Source organism: Mesorhizobium sp. M1A.T.Ca.IN.004.03.1.1, assembly GCF_003997555.1.
Taxonomy (GTDB): Bacteria; Pseudomonadota; Alphaproteobacteria; order Rhizobiales; family Rhizobiaceae; genus Mesorhizobium.
In genome coordinates this window covers 519,214-541,664 of the sequence record NZ_RZTV01000002.1, presented here as the reverse complement: position 1 = coordinate 541,664, position 22,451 = coordinate 519,214, and the positions used below count along the sequence as shown (strand labels likewise).

The 22,451-nt window shown below is 63.9% G+C and carries 19 protein-coding genes; 10 read left to right on the top strand and 9 right to left on the bottom strand.

Annotated features, from left to right (window positions below; genetic code table 11):
• The first annotated feature begins 108 nt into the window (after positions 1-108).
• The 3 genes from EOD29_RS08540 (at position 109) to EOD29_RS08530 (ending at position 3,092) form a co-directional block, all read left to right on the top strand.
• Positions 109-717 carry a biotin transporter BioY gene (locus EOD29_RS08540; RefSeq protein ID WP_095830456.1) on the top strand — a complete coding sequence of 203 codons (609 nt, stop codon included), beginning with the start codon at positions 109-111 and terminating at the stop codon, positions 715-717.
• Positions 714-1,130: a DUF1284 domain-containing protein gene (locus tag EOD29_RS08535; RefSeq protein ID WP_127216086.1), complete on the top strand. Its 417-nt coding sequence runs from the start codon at positions 714-716 to the stop codon at positions 1,128-1,130. Before EOD29_RS08540 ends, EOD29_RS08535 begins: the two co-directional genes overlap by 4 nt.
• A 186-nt stretch (positions 1,131-1,316) precedes the next feature.
• The gene (locus EOD29_RS08530) at positions 1,317-3,092 is read left to right on the top strand and encodes a tetratricopeptide repeat protein (RefSeq protein ID WP_127246437.1); all 1,776 of its coding nucleotides are present in this window, start codon (positions 1,317-1,319) and stop codon (positions 3,090-3,092) included.
• Positions 3,093-3,142: 50 nt separating this feature from the next.
• Here EOD29_RS08530 and EOD29_RS08525 read toward each other — a convergent pair whose 3' ends face one another.
• The gene (locus tag EOD29_RS08525) at positions 3,143-3,604 is read right to left on the bottom strand and encodes a GNAT family N-acetyltransferase (RefSeq protein WP_095823827.1); all 462 of its coding nucleotides are present in this window, start codon (positions 3,602-3,604) and stop codon (positions 3,143-3,145) included.
• 171 nt (positions 3,605-3,775) lie between these two features.
• Between EOD29_RS08525 and EOD29_RS08520 the strand changes: the two genes are divergently transcribed.
• Complete coding sequence (locus EOD29_RS08520) at positions 3,776-4,720, top strand: glycine--tRNA ligase subunit alpha (protein ID WP_082954005.1); 945 nt, start codon at positions 3,776-3,778, stop codon at positions 4,718-4,720.
• Here the strand turns inward: EOD29_RS08520 and EOD29_RS08515 are convergent.
• Positions 4,717-4,899 (bottom strand): hypothetical protein, encoded by a 183-nt coding sequence (locus EOD29_RS08515; protein WP_067327818.1) that lies wholly within the window; start codon positions 4,897-4,899, stop codon positions 4,717-4,719. The genes EOD29_RS08520 and EOD29_RS08515 overlap by 4 nt on opposite strands.
• 253 nt (positions 4,900-5,152) lie before the next feature.
• On the opposite strand from EOD29_RS08515, the gene EOD29_RS08510 reads away from it, so the two are divergent.
• Positions 5,153-5,554, top strand: a complete 402-nt coding sequence (locus EOD29_RS08510) for a DUF559 domain-containing protein (protein WP_127246436.1) — start codon at positions 5,153-5,155, stop codon at positions 5,552-5,554.
• Positions 5,555-5,623: 69 nt separating this feature from the next.
• Positions 5,624-8,056, top strand: coding sequence for a glycine--tRNA ligase subunit beta (glyS, locus tag EOD29_RS08505; protein WP_127246435.1), 2,433 nt, complete (start codon positions 5,624-5,626; stop codon positions 8,054-8,056).
• A gap of 57 nt (positions 8,057-8,113) precedes the next feature.
• Here glyS and EOD29_RS08500 read toward each other — a convergent pair whose 3' ends face one another.
• Positions 8,114-8,596 carry a hypothetical protein gene (locus tag EOD29_RS08500; protein WP_127246434.1) on the bottom strand — a complete coding sequence of 161 codons (483 nt, stop codon included), beginning with the start codon at positions 8,594-8,596 and terminating at the stop codon, positions 8,114-8,116.
• A 276-nt stretch (positions 8,597-8,872) separates the two neighbouring features.
• On the opposite strand from EOD29_RS08500, the gene EOD29_RS08495 reads away from it, so the two are divergent.
• The 3 genes from EOD29_RS08495 (at position 8,873) to EOD29_RS08485 (ending at position 12,097) form a co-directional block, all read left to right on the top strand.
• Positions 8,873-9,835, top strand: coding sequence for an L-threonylcarbamoyladenylate synthase (locus tag EOD29_RS08495; RefSeq protein ID WP_164763715.1), 963 nt, complete (start codon positions 8,873-8,875; stop codon positions 9,833-9,835).
• Between the two features lie 79 nt (positions 9,836-9,914).
• Positions 9,915-11,345, top strand: coding sequence for an FAD-binding oxidoreductase (locus tag EOD29_RS08490; RefSeq protein WP_127246433.1), 1,431 nt, complete (start codon positions 9,915-9,917; stop codon positions 11,343-11,345).
• Between the two features lie 185 nt (positions 11,346-11,530).
• Positions 11,531-12,097, top strand: a complete 567-nt coding sequence (locus EOD29_RS08485; RefSeq protein WP_067327821.1) for a DUF6101 family protein — start codon at positions 11,531-11,533, stop codon at positions 12,095-12,097.
• Positions 12,098-12,253: 156 nt separating this feature from the next.
• On the opposite strand, the gene ubiA is transcribed toward EOD29_RS08485, so the two are convergent.
• On the bottom strand, positions 12,254-13,237 hold the full coding sequence (ubiA, locus tag EOD29_RS08480) for a 4-hydroxybenzoate octaprenyltransferase (protein ID WP_067327822.1): 984 nt from the start codon (positions 13,235-13,237) through the stop codon (positions 12,254-12,256).
• A gap of 403 nt (positions 13,238-13,640) precedes the next feature.
• Here ubiA and purD point away from each other — a divergent pair, with 403 nt between their 5' ends.
• Positions 13,641-14,921 carry a phosphoribosylamine--glycine ligase gene (gene purD / locus EOD29_RS08475; protein ID WP_127246432.1) on the top strand — a complete coding sequence of 427 codons (1,281 nt, stop codon included), beginning with the start codon at positions 13,641-13,643 and terminating at the stop codon, positions 14,919-14,921.
• A gap of 102 nt (positions 14,922-15,023) precedes the next feature.
• Here purD and EOD29_RS08470 read toward each other — a convergent pair whose 3' ends face one another.
• From EOD29_RS08470 to EOD29_RS08450, 5 genes are all read right to left on the bottom strand, one after another.
• A complete protein-coding gene (locus EOD29_RS08470) occupies positions 15,024-16,391 on the bottom strand; it encodes an alpha-glucosidase/alpha-galactosidase (RefSeq protein WP_127246431.1) in 1,368 nt (455 codons plus the stop codon).
• 20 nt (positions 16,392-16,411) lie between these two features.
• Positions 16,412-18,082, bottom strand: coding sequence for an ABC transporter ATP-binding protein (locus tag EOD29_RS08465; protein WP_127246430.1), 1,671 nt, complete (start codon positions 18,080-18,082; stop codon positions 16,412-16,414).
• A 10-nt stretch (positions 18,083-18,092) separates the two neighbouring features.
• Complete coding sequence (locus tag EOD29_RS08460; RefSeq protein ID WP_127246429.1) at positions 18,093-19,226, bottom strand: ABC transporter permease; 1,134 nt, start codon at positions 19,224-19,226, stop codon at positions 18,093-18,095.
• Entirely contained in the window at positions 19,227-20,234 is a 1,008-nt protein-coding gene (locus tag EOD29_RS08455; protein WP_066998120.1) for an ABC transporter permease, read from the bottom strand.
• A gap of 111 nt (positions 20,235-20,345) precedes the next feature.
• Positions 20,346-22,430, bottom strand: coding sequence for an ABC transporter substrate-binding protein (locus tag EOD29_RS08450; RefSeq protein ID WP_067327829.1), 2,085 nt, complete (start codon positions 22,428-22,430; stop codon positions 20,346-20,348).
• Positions 22,431-22,451: the final 21 nt, after the last annotated feature.

The following is a 22,451-nucleotide window of genomic DNA, read 5'->3' as shown; positions in this document are numbered from 1 at the left end:
CCATTGCCCTCCGCAAGGCAGCGCTTGCCATCTCCGCAAAAATATGGATTCGATAATAGATCGATTGCAGGAATTATCTATAATTTCAACTCAACCAGGGACCTCACCGTGACAAACATCGCCGTTTCGACCCGCCAGTCTTCCTTCAGCCCGCTCCAACTGCACAGCCGCTCCGTTGCCTGGCAGTTCGGCGCCGTCGTCCTCGGCTCGCTGTTCCTGGCGCTGTCGTCCTACATCGAGGTGCCGATGGTGCCGGTTCCGGTGACCATGCAGACCTTCGCGGTGACGCTGGTCGGTGCGCTCTATGGCTGGCGCTTCGGCGCGCTCACCATCGCGGCCTGGCTTGTCGAGGGTGCCGCCGGCTTCCCGGTTCTGGCCGGCGGTGCGGCCGGCGTGCAGCATTTTATGGGCCCGACCGGCGGCTATCTCTTCTCCTTCCCGATCGTCGGTGCGATCGTCGGCTGGCTGGCCGAGCGCGGCTGGAACGGCAATCGGGTGATGCTTGCCTTCGCCGCCATGCTCATCGGCAATCTTCTATGCCTGGTTCTCGGCACGGCCTGGCTTGCCGCCATGATCGGCGCCGAGAAGGCCATCACCTTCGGCTTCCTGCCCTTCATTGTCGGCGGCCTCTTGAAGTCGGCGCTGGGCGCCGCGACGCTGAAGCTCTTTTCCACCTATCGGGCCGAACCGCGCGACCGCTCGTCAAAGACGCAATGACTGTCAGGCTGCGCGCCCACCATCTGCTCTGCCTGCTGACCTATGTCGGCAAAGGCTACTCGCCCGCCTTCACCGCCAATTACGACAAGGTGGTGAAGCGGCTGGGCGACGGCGAGGCGGTCCTGATCGTGTCCGGGCCGGACGACATCTGCACCCCGATGCTGGTCGAGCCCGAGCCGCACTGCCTGGGCGAAGGCGCCGCCGAGCGCGACGGGCTCGCGGCGCGCGACGTCGGCGCTCTCCTCGGCCGGTCCGTCCGGGCCGGCGACCGGCTCGTGTTGGATGCCTCCAGCCTGGCGCCGATGCGCAAGGCGTTTTCCGCCGGCCTGACGCGTCAGGCGTGCTCGGGCTGCGAATGGTCCGACCTGTGCAGCGCGGTTGCCCTCAGCGGATTCCAAGATACGCGTCTTTAGGCGGCGCTGTCTGCGGCTTCCCGCGCCGGACTTTTTGGACAAACGCCGTATTTTTTAAGCCCGATGATTGCATTGTGATTCGCTGCGGATTGAAGCCTGACCCCAAAAAGGCCATGCTTTGTCGGGAAAACATGACTCTGTGGGCGGTCCGCCAAGGGGGGATCGCGTCTGGCTGAAAGGGATACAATGCGGCAAGGACGTGCGCGCTGGCTGACGAGGCTGGCATTTTTAACGGGTGTGGCGCTGTCGGTGCTGCCTGCCCATGCCAAGGAAAACTCCCAACCGGTCCAGATCACGTCCTTTTCGGGCGCCTATCTTGCCGCCCATATTGCCGAAAGCGACAACGATCTCGACAATGCCATCGCCTATTACAAGCAGGCCCTGGCCTTTGCCCCCAATGACACCGAACTGCAGCAGAGCCTCATGCTGGCGCTGGTCGCCCAGGGCCGCTTCGAGGAATCGCTGGTCTATGCCGACAAGCTCAAGGAAGTTCCCGATGTCGAGCGCTTCTCGCGTCTGGCGCTTGCCGTCGATTCCTTCCACAAGAAGGACTACGCCAAGGCTCAGTACTGGCTGAAGCTGTCGCTCGAATCCGATCTCGACCGGCTGCTCTCCGGCGTCATGGACGGTTGGGCCAAGGAAGGCGCGGGCGATGCCTCCGAGGCGATGGCTTCGATCGACAAGCTGAAGGGGCCGGACTGGTTCGGCCTGTTCAAGTCCTTCCATCGCGCCCTCATCGCCGACGCCGCCGGCCTTTCCGCCAAGGCCGATGAGATCTACGCCGCCACCCTGGCCGATACCGCCGCCGGCGGCTCCGCGCCCGAGACGTGGATGCGCAATGCCCAGGCCTATGCCTCGTTCCTCGCCCGCAAGGGCGACAAGACAAAGGCGATGGCGGTGCTGAACCAGGCCGAAGCCTTCGCGCCTGGCAAGCTCGAAATCACCACGCTGCGCGACAGGATCAGCAAAGGCGACAAGATCGAGCCCCTGGTCGCTACCCCGGCCGACGGCGCCTCGGAAATCCTGCTCGACCTCGCCACCGCGCTCAACCGTGGCGGCGGCGAGCCTTTCGTGAGGCTCTATCTGCAATATGCGCTGGCGCTGAAGCCGGACAGCGACGCCGCCCTCGTGCAGCTCGCCGCCGTCGCCGAGCAGCTGAAGGACGGCGAAGGCGCGATCGCGCTCTATCGGCGCATTCCGGCCTCCTCGCCATTGAAGGAGCTTTCTGAGCTGCAGCTTGGCCTGAACCTTGCCGATATCGACCGTCACGACGAAGCCATCGCGCATCTCAAGGGCTATGTCGATGCGCACCCGACCGACATGCGCGGCTACCTGGCGCTTGGCGGCGTCTACTCCTCCAAGGAGGACTACCGTTCGGCTGCCAATCTCTACGACAAGGCGGTCGAACAGCTGAAGACGCCGACTGCCGCCAACTGGAACATCTTCTACCAGCGCGGCATCGCCTATGAGCGGTTGAAGGAATGGCCGAAGGCCGAGCCCAATTTCCGCAAGGCGCTGGAGCTGCAGCCCGACCAGCCGCAGGTTCTGAACTATCTCGGCTATTCCTGGGTCGACATGAACACGAACCTCAAGGAAGGCCTGGCGATGATCCAGAAGGCCGTGGATCTCAGGCCAAGCGACGGCTACATCGTCGACTCGCTTGGCTGGGCCTATTACCGCCTCGGCCGCTTCGACGACGCCGTGCGCGAAATGGAACGCGCCGTGTCGCTGAAGCCCGAGGATCCGGTTCTCAACGACCATCTGGGCGACGCCTATTGGCGCGTCGGCCGCAAGCTGGAAGCGACCTTCCAGTGGACCCAGGCACGCGACCTGAAGCCGGACCCGGATGTGCTCGCCACCTTGCAGCAGAAGCTGCTGAAGGGCCTGCCGCCGATCGAGTCCAACACGGCGCAGGAAACGCCGAAGGTGAAACCGGTCCCGCCCGCGGCGCCGAAGGGCTGAGGCGCACATTTCTGCAGTTTGGCGGGGCCCTTGGGAGCCCCGCAACGTTTTCAAAACATCTTGCGGTAGACGACGAACCCCGAGCGCTCGCCGATCCTGTCATAGAGCTGCATGGCGGTGTGGTTGGTCTCATGCGTCAGCCAGTAGACGCGACCCGAGCCCGCGGCTTTGGCGCGCTCGTAAACGCCTTCGATCAGCGCCCGGCCGACGCCGTGGCCGCGCGCGGCTTGTGAGGTGAAGAGATCCTGCAGATAGCAGTTCGGGGCGATCGCCGTGGTCGAGCGGTGGTAGAGATAATGGACGAGGCCGAGAAGCTTGCCGTCGCGCTCGGCCACCAGAGCATGCACCGGCTCGTAAGCGTCGAAAAAGCGCGACCAGGTCATCTGGGTGATCTCGCCGGCAAGCGCGGTCTCGCCCGAGCGGCCGTAGAATTCGTTGTAGCCGTCCCAGAGCGGCAGCCACTGCTCGTAATCCTGCTGGGTGACGGGGCGGACGGTGAGTTGACCGAGCATGGCGGGAACCTTTGTCGTTGCGGCTCGCCGAAGCAAACGGCCCGCGTGAGCGGCCGGCAATGGGCCACCCGCCGGCAAAGCTTCAACCTCTCCTCGATGCGGCGCCCTGCCTTGACGCTTGCCGGCCCGGCAACTAGGGAAAGCCCACTCCCAGCGCATTCCGAGGCCGCCGTGACCGTCGAGATCCCTGCCCACATGCATCCCAGCCGCTCCTTCCAGGGGCTGATCCTGACCTTGCACAACTACTGGGCAGCTTACGGCTGCGTCATCCTGCAGCCCTACGACATGGAAGTCGGCGCCGGCACCTTCCACCCCGCCACCACCTTGCGCGCGCTCGGCCCGTTGCGCTGGAACGCGGCTTACGTGCAGCCGTCGCGTCGGCCGAAGGACGGCCGCTACGGCGAGAACCCCAACCGGCTGCAGCATTACTATCAATATCAGGTGATCCTGAAGCCGAACCCGCCGAACCTGCAGGAACTCTATCTCGGCTCGCTGGAAGCCATCGGCGTCGATCCGCTGCTGCATGACATCCGCTTCGTCGAGGACGATTGGGAGAGCCCGACGCTGGGCGCCTGGGGCCTCGGCTGGGAGTGCTGGTGCGACGGCATGGAAGTGTCGCAGTTCACCTATTTCCAGCAAGTCTGCGGCATCGAATGCGCGCCGGTGGCGGGCGAGCTCACCTATGGGCTCGAGCGTCTCGCCATGTATGTGCAGGGCGTCGATAATGTCTACGACTTGAACTTCAACGGCCGCGAAGGGCCGGAGAAGGTGACCTATGGCGACGTGTTCCTGCAGGCCGAGCAGGAATATTCGCGCCACAATTTCGAATTTGCCAACACGGCGATGCTGCTTCGGCATTTCGAGGACGCCGAAGCCGAGTGCAAGGCGCTGCTTGCCGCCGGCGCGCCGGCGTCGAACGACAATTCGTCGATGCACCGTCTGGTTTTCCCCGCCTATGACCAGTGCATCAAGGCAAGCCACGTCTTCAATCTGCTTGACGCCCGCGGCGTGATTTCCGTGACCGAGCGCCAGAGCTACATTCTGCGCGTGCGCAACCTTGCCAAGGCTTGCGGAGAGGCGTTCCTGCAAACGCGGGCGGGCGGCTTGGCGACTTAGCCCAAAGTCACGCTGGCGATCTCGGCGGCGGCTGCAATCGGCAACGTGATCTGGACTGTCGCGGCATCAATCGTCCGCAGTGCCTGTCGCACGCCCGGCATCGAGAATGTGCCATGCATCTGGGCGGCGAAGCAGGCGCTCAGTGCCAGGATCTGCAGGATTCTCGATGCCGTCTTCATGGTCGTTCAGCCAATAGTTCTCCGTCTGAGCGTTGGTCGCTTCAGCACTGCGTTTGGTTCATGGGGTGTCTGTTCTTATGACGGGTGGGCTCGCGTCGTCCCGACAAAGAACTGAAAATTTCCTGAAATAGCTCGAACTGCCAACCGGCAGGCAGGGTGACAGGCGCGAGCCGAGTTGCTATGCGCCCTCTACCTCCCCCTTGATGGGGGAGGTCGCCGCGAAGCGGCGGGTGGGGGTGACGGGCGCTTCCCTATGCCAAAACTTGATCGGTTCAAGCTGCAGTCCGCACGAAGGCTGCGCGCGGCAATGACCGAGGAGGAACGCAGGCTGTGGCGGCACCTCTGGCGTATTCCGGTCGAAGGAACGCACTTTCGTCGACAAGCGTCGGTTGGCGGTTACTATCCTGACTTTATCTCCCATCGGCTGAAGCTGATCATCGAGGTGGATGGCTTCCAACATGGCTTTGATGGCCAGCAGTGCCATGATGCAGTCCGAACGAGATGGTTTGAGAGCCAGGGCTATCGCGTCGTCCGCTTCTGGAACCACGAGATAAAAAACGAACTGGATTCCGCTCTCGATACAATCTATGCGGCTGTGGAAGAACGAAAATCACACCTTGGTCTGCGCGATGGTGCCGAAGGTGCTGGCGGCTGAAACGCCGCCACCCCACCCCGGCGCTGCGCGCCGACCCTCCCCATCAAGGGGAGGGTAAGGAGCTAACTGATGCCTGACCTCCTCCTAGAACTCCGCTCGGAAGAAATCCCCGCGCGCATGCAGCGCAAGGCGGCCGGCGATCTTCGCAAGATGCTGACCGACGGCTTGATCGAGGCGGGTCTGACCTATGAGGCGGCGCGCGAATACTGGACGCCGCGACGCCTGGCGCTGGACGTGCGCGGGCTGACGGCGCGCTCGAAGGACATTCGCGAGGAGATCAAGGGCCCCTCGACCACCGCGCCCGACCAGGCGGTGCAGGGTTTTCTGCGCAAGGCCGGCCTTTCGTCGATCGCCGAGGCGCATGTCCATTCCGATCCCAAGAAGGGCGACTTCTACGTCGCCCACATCTCGAAGCCGGGCAGGGCGGCGGAAGAGATCATCGCCGAGCTGGTGCCGGGCATCATCAAGAACTTTCCCTGGCCGAAATCGATGCGTTGGGGCGCGGCCTCGGCCAAGCCCGGCTCGCTGCGCTGGGTGCGGCCGCTGCAATCGATCGTCTGCACCTTCGGCCCGGAGACCGAGGAGCCGGTGGTGGTCGATTTCGAGATCGACGGCATCCGCTCCGGCAACGTCACCTACGGCCACCGCTTCCATGCACCGGGCACGATCACCGTGCGCCGCTTCGACGACTATGTGGCGAAGCTCGAAGCGGCCAAGGTCGTGCTTGATGCCGACCGGCGCAAGGAGATCATCCTGGCCGATGCCCGCAATGTCGCCTTCGCCAACGGCCTCGATCTCGTCGAGGACGAGGGCCTGCTGGAAGAGGTCTCCGGCCTGGTCGAGTGGCCGGTCGTGCTGATGGGCGAGTTCGAGCAGGATTTTCTCACCATCCCGGCCGAGGTCATTCGCCTAACCATTCGCGCCAATCAGAAATGCTTCGTGACGTCGCGCCCAACCTCCCCGCTAGAGGGGGAGATGTCGGCGAAGCCGACAGAGGGGGGTGCCGTCCCGCCGTTCTCTCAGCGCGAGGCACTCCCCTCTGCCCTGCCGGGCATCTCCCCCTCAAGGGGGGAGATTGGCCAATCGCCACTCTCCGATCGCTTCATCCTGGTTGCCAATATCGAAGCGAAGGACGGCGGCAAAGAGATCGCCTACGGCAATGGCAAGGTGGTGCGGGCGCGTCTCTCAGACGCCCTCTATTTCTGGAAGACCGACCAGGGCGATCTGCCCGACCTCGGCACGCTGCAAGAGTCGGCGGCGAAGTTCGAGCTGGATCTAAAGAAGCCGCTCGACCAGCGCATGGCGCGCCTTGACCATCTCAATGTGACCTTCCATGCCAAGCTTGGCACACAAGGGCAGCGCGTGGCGCGCATCAAGCGCTTGGCCGAGGAATTGGCGCCGACGGTGGCGAAGTCGATCTCCCCCCTTGAGGGGGAGATGGCCGGCAGGCCAGAGGGGGTTGCTTCGGCTGGTGCGACGCATTCTGGCATTTCGAAGAGGGAAGAGGTTGGCACTCCACGCGAGACGACTCCCTCTGTCGCCTCTGGCGACATCTCCCCCTCGAGGGGGGAGATTACCGCGCTCGTCGCCCGCGCCGCGGTGCTCGCCAAGGCCGACCTGCAGACCGAGGTGGTAGGCGAGTTCCCGGAATTGCAGGGCGCCATGGGCTGCAAATATGCGCTGCTCCAGGGCGAGCATCCGTCGGTGGCCGCGGCCGCCGAGGAGCACTACAAGCCGCAAGGCCCGTCCGACCGGGTGCCGACCGACCCGGTGTCGGTTGCTGTCGCGCTGGCCGACAAGCTCGACACGCTGACAGGCTTCTGGGCGATCGATGAAAAGCCGACAGGCAGCAAGGATCCGTTCGCGCTCAGAAGAGCTGCACTCGGCGTGGTCCGGATCCTGATCGAGAACCGCATTCGCCTCGGACTGACATCGGTCTTCGCCAACGCCTTTGCGAGCTTCGCCAGCGATGCCGCACAAATTTCGGATCTCCTCGGCTTCTTCCATGACCGCCTCAAGGTATATCTCCGCGAAAGCGGTGCACGATACGATCTTATCGACGCCGTCATCACGCCGCAGTCCGACGACCTTCTGCAGATCGTTCGCCGCGTCGAGGCGCTGGGCAAGTTCCTCGACACGGAGGATGGCAAGAACCTGCTTGCCGGTACCAAGCGCGCCGCCAACATCCTGGCTGCCGAGGAGAAGAAGAAAACACGGGTCGCCGAGATTGTTGAGCCGGCGCTGTTCCGCGAGGATGCGGAAAAGAAGCTGTCGGCCGCGGTGAATCAGGCCGAGAAGGAAGCCGGCCAAGCGATTCAAAACGAAGATTTTTCCGCCGCCATGCTGACGCTTAGCGTCTTGCGTGAACCAGTTGATTCATTCTTTGAAGGGGTTCTCGTGAATGATGAGGACCAGGCCGTGCGCGCCAACCGCCTGGCCCTGCTTGCTCGCATCCGCGCCGCCACCGACCAGGTCGCCGATTTTTCAAAAATCGTCGGCTGACAACCAGAATGCCGGTCGGAAGCTGCATGCTCCGTAAGGCGCGGGAGGCCGTCGCGCCTACATCGCCTTGCTGAACCGCGGCGGCGTCGGGGCAGCTTCCGGTTGGGCTTCCGGTTGCGTCTCGCCGCCAGACGCGGTTGCCGTCGTGGCGGGGTTGTTCTCGGAAGCCTTGGTATCGCCGTTGGTGGCAGCCTGAGCCGTGCCGTTGGGGGGCGTGGCCGCAGCCGTACCGTTGGGAGGCGTGGCGGCGGGCGCGGTGCCGTTTGCCGGTGTCGCGGCCTCTTTGGCCGGGGCAGTCGCCGCAGGCGTCGCCGAAGCGCCGCCGACGATGCCGCCGCGAATGATCGTCGGCGCCTGCGCGTGCCTCTGTCCGGATTTCTCCGGGATCGCGGCCACTTTCTCATCGGTGACGGCTGGCACCGGCTCGCCGAGCGCCACAACTGACGGTGTAGCCTTGCCGGGCTCGATCGCGGCCAGCCTGACAATGGATGGCGTCGAGGTCGCCGCGCCGAGCACGACGATGGACGAAGCCTGTGCCAAGCCGCTCGTCGCCAGAAGACCGATAACGACCGCTCCTAGAGCAATTCCAGGAAAGGGACGTAACAGCTTTCCGTTCGCAATTGCATCGAAGCAAGACATACGCATCACGACAACTCTCCGCCCACCAACCGGAAATCCACACCCTAGCGTCGGCGAATTGATGCCGGCTTGCGCGGAAACCTAACATTTTAGGGATTGATAAATCGCCAATGCCCGCCCTTGCCCCTGCTTCCAAGCCGTATTACGGGACCGGCATGTTCAGGATCGGTGGTGAATTTGGCTGAGATACTTGGCGTCGGCGAGGCGATGGAAAGGGCGCTGGCGCTGCTCGAAGGCGGCGATGTTGTCGCCATCCCGACCGAGACCGTTTACGGACTGGCAGGTGACGCCACCAATGGGGCTGCCGTGGCGCGTATCTTCGAGGCCAAGGGGCGCCCGCGCTTCAACCCGCTGATCGCCCACGTCGCCGACCTCGCCATGGCGACCCGCATTGCTGCGTTCGATCCATTGTCAACAAAGCTGGCGGAAGCTTTCTGGCCCGGTCCGCTGACGCTGGTGTTGCCGCAGCGCGCGGAAAACGGCATCCATCCGCTCGTCACAGCCGGGCTTGACACGATCGCGCTGCGCATGCCGAGAGGCTTCGGCGGCGAGCTGATCGCGAGATTAGGCCGGCCGCTCGCGGCGCCCAGCGCCAATTCCTCCGGCAGGATCAGCGCCACGACGGCCGAGGCCGTGTCGGCCGATCTCGGCGGGAAGATCAAGCTGGTGGTCGACGGCGGCGCGACGCCCGTCGGCCTGGAATCGACGATCGTCAAGATCGAGGACGGCAAGCTGCGTCTGCTACGACCCGGCGGCATCGCTGCCCGGGACATTGAAGCGGTCGCCGGAATTGAGGTGATCCGCGGCGCTACCGGAATCCAGGCGCCCGGCATGCTCGCCTCGCATTACGCGCCGCGCGCATCGATGCGGCTCAACGTCGGCAAGCTCACGAGCGGCGAGGCGCTGCTCGCCTTCGGCCGCGCTCGCGCTGAAGGCTGGCAGGATGCCGTGGCGCTGCGCAATCTTTCCGAGGCGGGGGATCTGCGGGAGGCCGCCGCCAATCTGTTCGCCTATATGCAGGCGCTCGACCGCAGCGGCGCGGCCACGATCGCCGTCGAGCCGATCCCGGCCGACGGCTTGGGCGAGGCGATCAACGACCGGCTCGCGCGCGCCGCCGCCCCGCGTGACAAGATCGACTGAGCCTATCTCTTTGTTTTGACGCAATTCCGGACGGAAAACCGCTTCACACTTTTCCTGGAATTGCTCTAGGTTTGGGCGCATGAACGACCAGCCCTTCGACCTCGATCCTGCCCTCATCGACCGCTTCGCTGCCATCGTCGGCGACAGATACGCGCTGCGCGATCAGGCTGACATCGCGCCCTACATCGCCGAGCGGCGCGGCCTCTGGCATGGCCGGACACCGCTGGTGCTGAGGCCAGGCAGCGTCGAGGAAGTGAGCCGCATCATGCGGCTCGCGACCGAGACCGGCACGCCGGTCGTGCCGCAGAGCGGCAACACCGGGCTGGTCGGCGCCCAAGTGCCGGACAAGTCCGGCCGCGACATCGTGCTCTCGCTGTCGCGGCTGAACCGCATCCGCGAGATCGATGTCCTGTCGAACACCATCACCGCCGAGGCCGGCGTCATCCTGCAGACGCTCCAGGAAGCGGCCGACGCTGCCGACCGGCTGTTCCCGCTGTCGCTTGCAGCCCAAGGCTCCTGCCAGATCGGCGGCAATCTCTCTTCCAACGCCGGGGGCACCGGCGTGCTTGCCTATGGCAATGCGCGCGAGCTTTGCCTCGGCGTCGAAGTGGTGCTGCCGACCGGCGAAGTGTTCGACGATCTGCGCAAGCTGAAGAAGGACAACACCGGCTACGATCTGAAAAACCTCTTCGTCGGCGCCGAGGGCACCCTCGGCGTCATCACCGCCGCGGTGCTGAAGCTCTTTCCGAAGCCGAAGGGCAGGGAGGTTGCCTTCGCCGGCCTGTCGTCGCCCCAGGCAGCGCTCTCGCTGTTCAGCTTGGCGATGGATCGCGCCGGTGCTTCGCTCACGGCTTTCGAGCTGATCGCCAAACGGCCTTACGACTTCACGCTTAAGCATGGGCAAGGGATCACCCGACCGCTGGCGGATGACTGGCCGTGGTATGCCCTGATGCAGGTCTCTTCAGGTCGCTCGGAAGAAGATGGCAAGGCGCTGATCGAGGAGATTCTTTCGGCCGGCCTCGAGCAGGGTATCGTCGGCGATGCGGTGGTGTCGGCAAGTCTTGCCCAGGGCGACGCCTTCTGGAATTTCCGCGAGACGCTGCCAGAATGCCAGAAGCCGGAGGGCGCCTCGATCAAGCACGACATCTCGGTGCCGATCGCCTCGATCCCGGAGTTCATCGAAAAGGCGGCAGGCGTAGTCCAGACTGTCTGTCCCGGCGCCCGCGTCGTCTGCTTCGGCCACATGGGCGACGGCAATCTTCACTACAACATCTCTCGCCCGCTGGATTGGCAGGACGACCCGTTCCTTGAGCTCTACCACCCGATGAACAAGGCCGTGCACGATGTCGTGCGTTCCTTCCACGGCTCGATCTCGGCCGAGCACGGCATCGGCCAATTGAAGCGCGACGAGCTGATCGCCACGGCCCCGCCAATGGCGATCGATCTGATGCGCCGGGTGAAGGCGGCCTTCGACCCGGCCGGCATCATGAATCTCGGTAAGGTTATCTAATTCTTCCAACGTCTTGTGGCTGGTCGCATTCCGATAACCATCGGCTCCGATCAGCAAAATTTAACTGACTTTCTTAAGCGCGGCGGTAAGAAGCGAGCGCTAATGTTTCCCGCATAACGAGGCCGGAAAAACCGGCCCGGAGAGAACCGGAAAACGGCCCTCAGGAGAAACAGGAAGGCATTCGAATGAACACTGGACTGAAGCCAGTCTGGGCGGGGCGCAACATGCGTCTCGACCCGTTTCGCCTGCCGCAGATGGTAAGCTATGCCACGCGCGACGACTATGGCGATGTAACCTTCACCATCGACCCGCGCGGCGCCGTCATTCGCCGCACGCTGGAGATGAGCGGCGTGCCGGCGATCATCGCGCTGCCCGCCAATGCCTTCCGTGGTGTCGCCGCCCGCGCCATGGAGGATCCGGACGGCAATGTCACCGTGACTTTGGAACTTCTGCACAATGATCCGATGCTGTCGGTGCCGCTTTTGGTCGCCGACGATCTCGACGACGTCGCCGCCGACTGGCGCGCCTGGGCCGACGCTTATCGCCTGCCGATGCTTCTGATCGAGGCCGACGGCGTCGCCCGCACGCTGGAGGAATCGCTGGGTGCCGCAATCAAAGCGCTGCCGCCGCAGGAACGCCGCCAGGGCCGTGTCTCCAACATGCGCCGCCCGCGCTTCCTCGCCCGCCGCAGGACCGGCAATCTCGGCCTGCGTCTCGTCGTCGGCGGTGAGGAGATTATCGCGCGCGAATAGCTGCGACCCTTCCCTTCTCCCCCCTGTGGGAGAAGGTGTCGCCGAAGGCGACGGATGAGGGGTTCTCCAGGAAACGCCGAGCTCTCACTCCGCTGAAACACCCTCAACCGTCTCGGCACTGCGCGCCGATCCACCCTCCCACGACAAGGGGAGGCGCTACACCAGCGGCTTCAGCACCACCCAAAACGCCCCGCCGATCAGCCCCAGAAAAATCAGCCAGCCGACCTGGTTGTTCGACTTGAACAGCTTCAGGCACTGATCGGGATCGTTGATGTCGAGCCGGATGATCTGGCGCGCCATATGCGCGCCGGCGGCAATCAGCCCGGCCAGCGCCGGCATCGGCACTTGAGCCGAGGCAAAGGCGATGGCGAAGCAGGCAAGCGTGCCGCCATAGAGCCCGGTGAGCCAGGTCTTGGTGTTGTCGCCGAACAGGCGTGCCGTCGAGCGCACGCCGACGATGGCGTCGTCTTCCTTGTCCTGATGCGCGTAGATCGTGTCGTAGCCGATCACCCACAGGATCGAGCCGATATAGAGCATGATGGCGGGGCCATCGAGATCGCCGAACTCGACCGCCCAGCCCATCAGCGCGCCCCAGGAGAAGGCGAGCCCGAGCACGAATTGCGGCCAATTGGTGATGCGCTTCATGAACGGGTAGATCGCGACAATGGCCAGCGAGGCTATGCCGAGCGGAATGGCGAAGCTGTTGAACTGCAAAAGCACTGCGAGCCCGACCAGCGCCTGGATGATCAGAAACGCCCAGGCCTGGCGGCGCTTCACCTTGCCGGCCGGCAGCGGCCGCGAGCGGGTGCGCTCGACCTGGTTGTCGATGTCTTCGTCGACGATGTCGTTGTAGGTGCAGCCGGCGCCACGCATGGCGACGGCGCCGATGAAAAACAGGAACAGGTACCAGGGCGCGGGCAACAGCGTCAGCAGCGGATCCGTCGGCCGCGGATAGGCGCTGGCCGCAAGAGCCGCCGACCACCAGCAGGGCCACAAGAGCAGCTGCCAGCCGATCGGCCGGTCCCAGCGCGCAAGCTGCGCATAGGGCCACAGCCAGCGCGGCAGCACCCGGTAAACCCAATGGCCGCTCGGCGCGTCCGCGACGCGGCCCTGGGCTGCTTTCGACTGGATGGTTTCCATCGTGCTGGAGTGGCAGCAGCGATGGGCGCCGTCAAGCAGCCGCGTTGTCGCTCAGGCAGTGAAAACATCGTGACTGGCGAACCATGCTTTCGCTGTCTCGATGAAGGCGAGTGCCGCCTTCGATAGGCGCAGGCGCGCGTCGTGGGCGGAACAATGCGCTGCATGGGAAGCACATCAAGCCCGTTGAGAAGTTGCGCGAGGACTGGTTCCCTGTCGTTTTCCGGAGCTGAGTCGACTTTGGATTGGGCCGGGCGGGATCGGTTTCCCACCGGCAAATTGCCTCATTGCGTCTTGATGTGGGCAATCTTCCCGTGTGCAATCGCCCCCCGAAACGCCAAGATGCCTTGACCCGTCGCCCTTGGACCAATAGCGGGTTCGGGGAGACGATCAGCAAGAGGTGGCCATGAACGTTCTTCTTCTCGGCTCCGGCGGCCGCGAACATGCGCTTGCCTGGAAGATCGCCGCGTCGCCGCTGCTGACGAAGCTCCATGCTTCGCCCGGCAATCCCGGCATCGGCCGTTTCGCCGAACTGGTCAAGCTGGACATCGCCGACCACTCCACTGTGGCCGCCTTCTGCCAGGAGAAGAAGATCGACCTCGTCGTGGTCGGTCCGGAAGGGCCGCTGGTGGCCGGCATTGCCGATGATTTGCGCGCCTGGGGCATCCGCGTCTTCGGCCCCTCCAAGGCGGCGGCGCGGCTCGAAGGCTCGAAGGGCTTTACCAAGGATCTTTGCGCCAAGTTCAACATTCCGACCGCAGCCTACGGCCGCTTCGGCGATCTCGCCGCGGCCAAGGCCTATGTCGAAAAGATGGGCGCGCCGATCGTCATCAAGGCTGACGGCCTTGCCGCCGGCAAGGGCGTCACCATCGCCATGAAGCTGGAGGAGGCGCTTGCCGCGCTCGACGCCTGTTTCGACGGCGCTTTTGGCTCCGCCGGCGCCGAGGTGGTCGTCGAGGAATATCTGACCGGCGAGGAGGCAAGCTTCTTCTGCCTCTGCGACGGCGCCACCGCGCTGCCCTTCGGCACCGCGCAGGACCATAAGCGCGTCGGCGACGGCGATACCGGTCCGAACACCGGCGGCATGGGCGCCTATTCGCCGGCGCCGGTGATGACGCCCGAGATGACCGAGCGCACCATGCGCGAGATCATCGAGCCGACGATGCGCGGCATGGCCAATCTCGGCGCGCCTTTCGCCGGCATCCTCTTCGCCGGTTTGATGATCACCGACCAAGGCCCCAAGCTGATCGAGTACAACACCCGCTTCGGCGATCCCGAATGCCAGGTGCTGATGATGCGGCTGAAGGACGACCTGCTCGTCCTGCTCAACGCCGCTGTCGACGGCCAGCTCGCGCACATGTCGGTCCGCTGGAGCGACGACGCGGCCCTGACCGTGGTGATGGCGGCGAGGGGCTATCCCGGCACGCCGGAAAAGGGCTCGGTCATCCGCGGTCTCGACGAGGCCGCCAGCGACGGCGCCGAAATCTTCCACGCGGGCACCGCCATCAATGGCGGCGCGCTCGTCGCCAATGGCGGCCGCGTGCTCAACGTCACCGCAACCGGCGCAACCGTCGGGGAGGCACAAAAAAAGGCCTACGGGGCGACCGATCATATCGACTGGCCGCAGGGTTTCTTCCGCCGCGACATCGGCTGGCGCGCCGTCGAGCGCGAGCAGACCGGCAAATAGGGCATTTCACCGTTTCACGGAAACGGCGAAATCTCCCGTCTATTTGTTTTGACGCAATTTCGGACGGAAAACCGCTTCTCACTTTTCCTGAAATTGCTCTAATCAGGCAGCCTTGCTCTTGCCTGGTCGCGCCCAGGCCGGCAACCAGTCCCCATGCGCTGCAAGCAGGTCGTCGACCAGCGACCAGATCTGATCGAGACCGAGCTCGGCCGCCGTGTGCGGGTCCATCATCGCCGCGTGGTAGATGTGCTCGCGGCTCTCGCTCATCAGCGCCCGCACCGTCAATTCCTGAACATTGATGTTGGTGCGGATCAGCGCCGTCAGCTGCGGCGGCAGCTCGCCGATATAGGTCGGCTGGATGCCGGAAGCATCGACCAGGCACGGCACTTCCGCCGCGCAGTCTAAAGGCAGCGAGGTGATGCAGCCATTGTTGCGGATATTGCCGTAGATGACCGACGGCTCGCCGGTCCACACCGAGTTCATGATCGAGGAGGCATATTCCTTTGACTGCTCGACCTCGATCCGGTCGGCCGAGCGGTAGGCCTCCGCCTGACCCTTCCAGCGTTCGATCTGCTCGATGCACCGCTTCGGATATTCGTCAAGCGGGATGCCGTATTTCTCGATCAGGTCGGGGCGACCTTCCTTGATGAAATAGGGCGTGTATTCGGCGAAATGCTCCGAGCTTTCGGTGACGAAATAGCCGAGCCGGGTCAGCATCTCGTAGCGCACCTTGTTGGGGCAGCGCGGGTTCCAGCCGGGCTTCGGCGCGCGGCCTTCGCGATAGGCGCGGACAAGGTCGGGATAGAGGTCGCGGTAGGAGCCGTCCGGCTGGCGATGCTCGAACTTGAGGTAAAACGCCATGTGGTTGATGCCAGCTGCGCGGTAGCGGATCTCCTCATAGGGAAGGTCGAGGTCGTGCGCCAGCTCCATCGCCGTGCCCTGCACCGAATGGCAGAGCCCAACCTGTTTGATCTGGGGGAATTTCGCGGCGATCGCCCAGGTGTTGATCGCCATTGGGTTGACGTATTGCAGCATGATCGCGTCGGGGCAGACGGCGAGCATGTCCTCGCAGATCCTCCACAGATGCGGCACCGTCCTCAGGCCCCGCATGATGCCGCCGACGCCCAGCGTGTCGGCGATCGTCTGGCGCAGGCCATATCTCTTGGGCACCTCGAAGTCGGTGACGGTGCAGGGCTCGTAACCGCCGATCTGGAAGGCGACGACGACGAAATCGGCACCGGACAGCGCCTTGCGTTGGTCGGAATAGGTCTCGGCCTTCGCCTTCACGCCGAGGGTCGCGATCAGCTTGTTGACGACGATGGCGCTCTCTTCCAGCCGCTGCGGGTTGATGTCCATCAAAGCGATCGTCGCGCCCGACAGCGCCGGGCGCTGCAGCACGTCGCCGACAATGTTCTTCATGAACACCGTCGAGCCGGCGCCGATGAAGGTGATCCTGGGATTTCTTGCCACTGTGAGCCTCCGGAATATGGTCACGCCACGTCGAAAGCGGCCCGGACGAGCCGTTCGGTGTAGGCGGTCTTGGGACTGGTGAGGACCTCGTCTACGGGCCCCTGTTCGACGATCTTGCCGTGCTGCATGACGATCACGCGGTGGCAGAGCGCCCGCACCACCTTGAGGTCGTGCGAGATGAAGAGATAGCTCAAGCCGCGCTCGTCCTGCAGCTTGCGCAGCAGGTCGATGATCTGCGCCTGGACGGAAAGATCGAGCGCCGATGTCGGCTCGTCGAGCAGGATGAATTCCGGCTCCAGTGCGATGGCCCGCGCGATCGCGATGCGCTGCCGCTGGCCGCCCGAAAATTCGTGCGGAAACCGCGACAGGATATCGCCGGGCATGCCGGCGCTGACCAGCGCCTCACGCACCCGCTCGATCCGCTCGCGCCGTGTGGCCCCGATCCTGTTCACGACCAGGCCTTCCTCGATGATCTGGCCGATCGTCATGCGCGGGTTGAGCGAGGAGAACGGATCCTGGAAGACGATCTGCATGCGCGAGCGCAGCGGCCGCATCTCGGCGCGCGTGAGATCCTGGATCGGCTGGCCGTCGAAACGGATCTCGCCGCGCCTGGCGTCGAGCAGCCGAAGCAGCGCCTGGCCGAAAGTGGTCTTGCCGGAACCGGATTCGCCGACCAGGCCCAGCGTCTCGTGACGGCAAAGTTTGAGGTCGAGATCGTCGACCGCGACCAGCTCGCGCCAGTCCGGCTTCAGGAATGTACCGTGCCGCAGCGTGAAACAGACGCGCACGCCGTTCGCCTCGAGGATCGTGCTGGACTTTTCGGGCAGCGGCTTCGGCCGGCCGTGTGGTTCGGATGCGAGCAGCCGCTTTGTGTAGGGATGCTGCGGATCGGCGAAGAGCCGCTCGGTGACGTTATGCTCGCGCATCTCGCCATGCTGCATGACATAGACATAGTCGGAGAATTTGCGCACGACGGTAAGATCGTGCGTGATCAGAACCACCGCCATCCGCATTTCTTTCTGCAGATTGCGGATCAGGTTGAGGATCTGCGCCTGGACGGTGACGTCGAGCGCGGTGGTCGGCTCGTCGGCGATCAGCACATCGGGCTCGTTGGCCAAAGCCATGGCAATCATGACGCGCTGCCGCTGGCCGCCGGAGAGCTGGTGCGGATACTGCTTGAGGCGTGCTTCGGGTTCGGGAATCTGGACATGCCGCAAAAGCTCGAGCGCTCGCGCCCAGGCCTCTTTGCGGCTCACCTTGCGGTGCACCCTGATCGCTTCGACGATCTGGCTGCCGACCGAATAGATCGGGTTGAGCGAGCTCATCGGCTCCTGGAAGATCATCGAGATGCGGTTGCCGCGCAGCTTGCGCCGGGCGCTCTCGGCGAATTTCAGAATGTTCTGTCCGAGATAGTCGACGCTTGACCTCGGCGATACCGTTGCCCGCCGCGACAAAAGCCCCATGACGGTGCGCGCCGTCACCGATTTGCCGGAACCGGATTCGCCGACGATCGCGATCGTCTCGCCGCGATAGAGCTGGAACGAGATGTCCTTCACCGCCTCGACGATGCCGTGCTCGACCTTGAAGGCGACTTCGATGTTGCGGGCGTCGATGACCGGCTGGTCGTGGCGTCCGTCATGGTCGAGCCGGACGGCGGGAGCGAAGGATTGGGCAAGCGCGATCGTCGTCATTCCTGCCACCTCAATAGGGATCGACGGCATCGCGCAGGCCGTCGCCCAACGCGTTGAAGGCAAAGACCGTGATCAGCACGAAGCCGACCGGCGACAGAATCCACGGATAGGTGCCGATGACCGAATAGGTCGCGGTGTCCTGCAGCATCAGGCCCCACGAGATCAGCGGCGGCTTCACCGCGAAGCCGAGGAAGCCGAGGAAGGATTCCAGAAGCACCACCGTTGGGATCGCCAGCGTCACGGCGACGATCACATGGCTCATCACATTGGGAAAGATGTGCTGGATGATGATCCGCCGATCGGTGGCGCCCACCGCCAGGGCCGCGCGCACATAGTCGATGCGCGCCAGCGCCAGCGTCTTGCCGCGTACTTCGCGCGACATCTGCGCCCAGCCAAGCGCCGACATGACGATGATAACGAAGGCGAGAAAGACATTGGTCGGCGCGGTGACCGGGATCAGCGTCGTCAGCGCCAGGTAAAGCGGCAGTTGCGGGAAGGCGAGCACCAGTTCGACGAAGCGCTGCATCCAGACATCGAACCGGCCGCCGAAATAGCCGGACACCATGCCGACACTGGTTCCGATCACGGTGATGATGAAGACCACCGTCAGCGCGATCATCAGTGAGACGCGCGAACCATGGATGGCGCGCGACAGCACATCACGGCCGAACTTGTCGGTGCCGAGGAAATGCACCGGCTGGCCGTCCATCGAGCCGAAGAAATGCCGGTTCGCCGGGATGAGGCCGAAGAGTTTGTAGGGCGCGCCCTCGACGAAGAAGCCAAGCAGTCGTGGATGATCGTAATCCGGGCCGACGATCGGCTGGAAGGTCACCGGGTCGAGGTCGGTCGATTCGGCCAGCGCGTAAATCCTTGGCCGCGCGACGAAGTTGCCGTCCTTGTCGTGAAAGCTAGCCATCTGCGGCGGCGCGAAGGCGATATCGGTCGCTTTCGGGTCAAGAGGCGCGAGGAATTCCGCGAACAGGGTCATGAGAAGCAGCAGCACGACCAGGCATAGCCCGGCCATGCCGGTCCAGGAGCGCTTCAGCCGGCGCCAGACAAGCGCGATGTAGCTCTCGTTGCCATGCGCGGCCGGAATCGCGGCTCCTTCGGCGGGTGGCGGGGGTGAGGGATCGCGGGCCAGCATCTAGTGCTCCCCGAACTGGCGCACGCGGGGGTCGAGCAGGACCAGCAGCATGTCGGCGATGATGTTGCCGACGATCAGCGTCGCCGACAGAACCATCATGAAGGTTGCGGTCACGTAGACATCGCCCACCGCCATCGAGCCCACGATCGCCGGCCCGACGGTCGGCAGCGCGAAAATGATCGCCGTCTCGATCTCGCCGGTCAGCATGTAGGGCAGCACCACGCCTTGATACATGACCAATGGATGCAGCGCATTGGGCACGGCATGGCGCATCACCACGGCGCCGCCAGTCAGGCCCTTGGCTTTGGCCGTCTCGACATATTGCGCGTTGAGCGTGTCGAGCAGGTTGCCGCGCATGACGCGCATATTGTAGGCGAGCCCGCCGAAGGTCGCGATCGCCACCACCGGCCAGACATGCTTGACCAGGTCGAGGAATTTTGCCCACGACCATGGCGCGCCGCCATATCGCGGCGAGAAGAAGCTGCCGATCTCCGACACGTTGAACTGGAAGACCAGCAGGTAGACGATGATCAGCGCCATCAGGAAGCGCGGCACCGTCATGCCGAGGAAGGAGATGGCCGAAAGCGTCGAGTCGATCCAGGAATACTGGCGGGTCGCCGCCCAAATGCCGAAGCTTATGCCCAGCACCGAGGCGAGCAGGTGGCAGACCAGCGCCAGGAGCAGCGTGCGCGGCAGGCGCTCGCCGACCACGTCCGCCACCGGCCTGTTGTAATACAGGCTGTAGCCGAAATCGCCGCGGGTGACGATGCCGCCGATCCAGTTGAGATACTGAACAGGCAGCGGCTTATCGAGGCCGTGTTCTTTCCGGTAGGCCTGGGCCTGTGCATCCGCCTCGGCATAGGAGGCGCCGCCCTGGTTGATGAGCTGCGATTTGATGTAGTCGGCATAGTCGCCCGGCGGCGCCTGGATGATGGCGAAGGTGACCAGGCTCAAGATGGCGAGCACGGGAAGCGCCGACGCTATGCGCATGAGCAGGAATCGCAACATGGATGGTCGGCTTCCTTTGCTGGCCGGTCGCGCCTTGGGGGCACCGGAGATTTGGCTTTGTCCGGCCGCGCCAGCTGGCGCGACCGGAGTTCTCTTCGTCAGGGAGGTTAACTAGTTCATCGGCCCCTTGTCTCCGGGCTTGCCGGGAAGCTCGTCGGGGAAGAGCTCATATTTCGCCTGTTTGTCAGCTGCGACGAAGACGCGTTCGCGGATGATCGAATCCTCGGCCCAGTTGAACATGAAGATCGGCGTTCCCTGCGGGATGTTGGAGAAGCGCTTGTTGACGATCAGCGCGCCGGGATATTCGGTTAGCCCGACATTGTAGACGTGCTCGGTCGAGATCTTTTGGAACTTCTTCATCAGGTCGGCGCGCTGGTCGTTGTCCTGCGTCGTGACGAACTTGTTCACGATGTCGACGAGGTCCTTCTCGAACGGCATCAGATCGACTTCGCCGCTTTCAGGCGCGCGATGGTTCCAACTGGTCTTGGGACCGACCGGAGCGAGTTGCTCCGTGTTCTGCACAACGGAGGTGAGCTCCTGGTCATTGCGCCGGATCAGCCAGTCGAAGCGGCCGGAATACTGGATCGCGTCGCGCTGCGTGCCGTTGACCCCGTTGAGCACGACCCTCAGCCCAAGCTTCTCCATCTGCGCCACGACGCCCTCGGCAAGGCTTTTGTCGGTGGTGTAGTCATTGTTGACCAGCATCACGATCTCGACGTTCTTGCCGCCGGCGGTGCCCGCCGGGAAGTTCACGAAGCCGTCGCCGTCGGTATCCTTGAGACCGGCCTTGGCGAGCTCGGCCTTGGCCCCTTGGAGATCGAACGGGTAATAAACCGTCGACTTGCGGTCATAGAAGCTGGTGCCGGAGGAGAAGCCGCCGGGATAGATGGCGGTGAACGGTCCCTTGACCAGCGAGTCGCCGAGCGCCTTGCGGTCGATCGCCATGGTCACGGCCTTGCGGAAATCCTCGTTGCGGTTCAATTCGCGGATCGCTTGGCCTCGCTCGTCCGGGTTGCCCCAGCCATTGGCGGAAAAATTCATACGCAGATTGTAGCCGATGAGCCGCGGACCGAAGGCAAGCCGTGCCGGCGCGTTCTTGTCAGCCGCGCGCTTCAGCGAGGCGACGAAGTTCTCGGGCTGCTCGAGATTGGAGAAGTCGCCCGAGCCTGCGACGGCCTGGACGTCGCGATCTGCCCAGGTCGAGAGCTTGTATTGCAGCTCGTTGAGATAAGGCAGTTGGTTCCCCTTCTCGTCGACCTTCCAGTAGTAAGGATTGCGCCGCATGACGATGATGTCGTCCGGGCGGTATTCGACCGGCACCCAGGCGCCCATCACCGGCATGTTCATGTATTCCGGCGGGAAGGCGTTCTTGAACTGGTCGTAGGTGTTCTTCGAATATTTCGGATGCTGCGGCTTCAAAATGTGCGCCGGGCCGGGGCAGAAGGTGCCGTAGGCCATCGCATAGAGATATTGCCTCGGAAACGCTTCCTTGAACGTCCATTCGACGGTGTAGTCGTCGATCTTCTTGAGCATCGTGCCGACGCCGAAGGTTTCCGGCGTCGCCCCGTTGAGCGGCGACACGTTGGGGTCGACGACCTCGTCGTCCCAGTAGAACATGACGTCGTCGGCGTTGAAGGGCACGCCGTCCGACCATTTGGCGCCTTCGACGAGATGCATGGTGAGCTTGTGGCCGTCTTTCGACCACTCCCAGCTCTTGGCAAGGTTCGGCAGCGGCTCGGTGTCCTTGGCATCGACCTGGAACAGCGGCGCGGTGCGTGTCAGGCATTCGGAAAGCGCGATGTCGATGCCGCCCCAGCCTTGCGTCTGGCCGGCACCGTAGTTCCAGCCTTCCGGCCTGCCGCCGATGACATGGCGCATCGTGTCACCATAGACGCCGATGCCGTCCGGCATGTTGGCGGTCTTGAAGACCAGCGGTTCCTTGGGCAGCCTGTCCTTGAGCGGCGGCAGCTTGCCGGTCTTGACGTATTTCTCCGTCACCCAGTCCGGCTCGTGATATTCGGGCAGCGCCTTGAACTCCAGGATGGAGTCGCGCGCCACATAATGGATCTTGCCCTCGGCCGGGAATGTCGCCGGCTCGGGCGGGATCGTCGGTTCAGAAGCGAAAGCGGTGAGCACCGGAATAGAAACGCCGAGCGCCAGTCCGGCGGCAATGCCAATTCTATGTAAGTTTCTCATTGTCTCCTCCCAGATGTTTTG

Coding starts and splice junctions, on each gene's coding strand:
- EOD29_RS08535 (WP_127216086.1), top strand. CDS start 714: ATGACTGTCAGGCTGCGCGCCCACCATCTGCTCTGCCTGCTGACCTAT.
- EOD29_RS08530 (WP_127246437.1), top strand. CDS start 1,317: ATGCGGCAAGGACGTGCGCGCTGGCTGACGAGGCTGGCATTTTTAACG.
- EOD29_RS08525 (WP_095823827.1), bottom strand. CDS start 3,604: ATGCTCGGTCAACTCACCGTCCGCCCCGTCACCCAGCAGGATTACGAG.
- EOD29_RS08515 (WP_067327818.1), bottom strand. CDS start 4,899: ATGAAGACGGCATCGAGAATCCTGCAGATCCTGGCACTGAGCGCCTGC.
- EOD29_RS08510 (WP_127246436.1), top strand. CDS start 5,153: ATGCCAAAACTTGATCGGTTCAAGCTGCAGTCCGCACGAAGGCTGCGC.
- glyS (WP_127246435.1), top strand. CDS start 5,624: ATGCCTGACCTCCTCCTAGAACTCCGCTCGGAAGAAATCCCCGCGCGC.
- EOD29_RS08490 (WP_127246433.1), top strand. CDS start 9,915: ATGAACGACCAGCCCTTCGACCTCGATCCTGCCCTCATCGACCGCTTC.
- EOD29_RS08485 (WP_067327821.1), top strand. CDS start 11,531: ATGAACACTGGACTGAAGCCAGTCTGGGCGGGGCGCAACATGCGTCTC.
- ubiA (WP_067327822.1), bottom strand. CDS start 13,237: ATGGAAACCATCCAGTCGAAAGCAGCCCAGGGCCGCGTCGCGGACGCG.
- purD (WP_127246432.1), top strand. CDS start 13,641: ATGAACGTTCTTCTTCTCGGCTCCGGCGGCCGCGAACATGCGCTTGCC.
- EOD29_RS08465 (WP_127246430.1), bottom strand. CDS start 18,082: ATGACGACGATCGCGCTTGCCCAATCCTTCGCTCCCGCCGTCCGGCTC.
- EOD29_RS08460 (WP_127246429.1), bottom strand. CDS start 19,226: ATGCTGGCCCGCGATCCCTCACCCCCGCCACCCGCCGAAGGAGCCGCG.
- EOD29_RS08455 (WP_066998120.1), bottom strand. CDS start 20,234: ATGTTGCGATTCCTGCTCATGCGCATAGCGTCGGCGCTTCCCGTGCTC.
- EOD29_RS08450 (WP_067327829.1), bottom strand. CDS start 22,430: ATGAGAAACTTACATAGAATTGGCATTGCCGCCGGACTGGCGCTCGGC.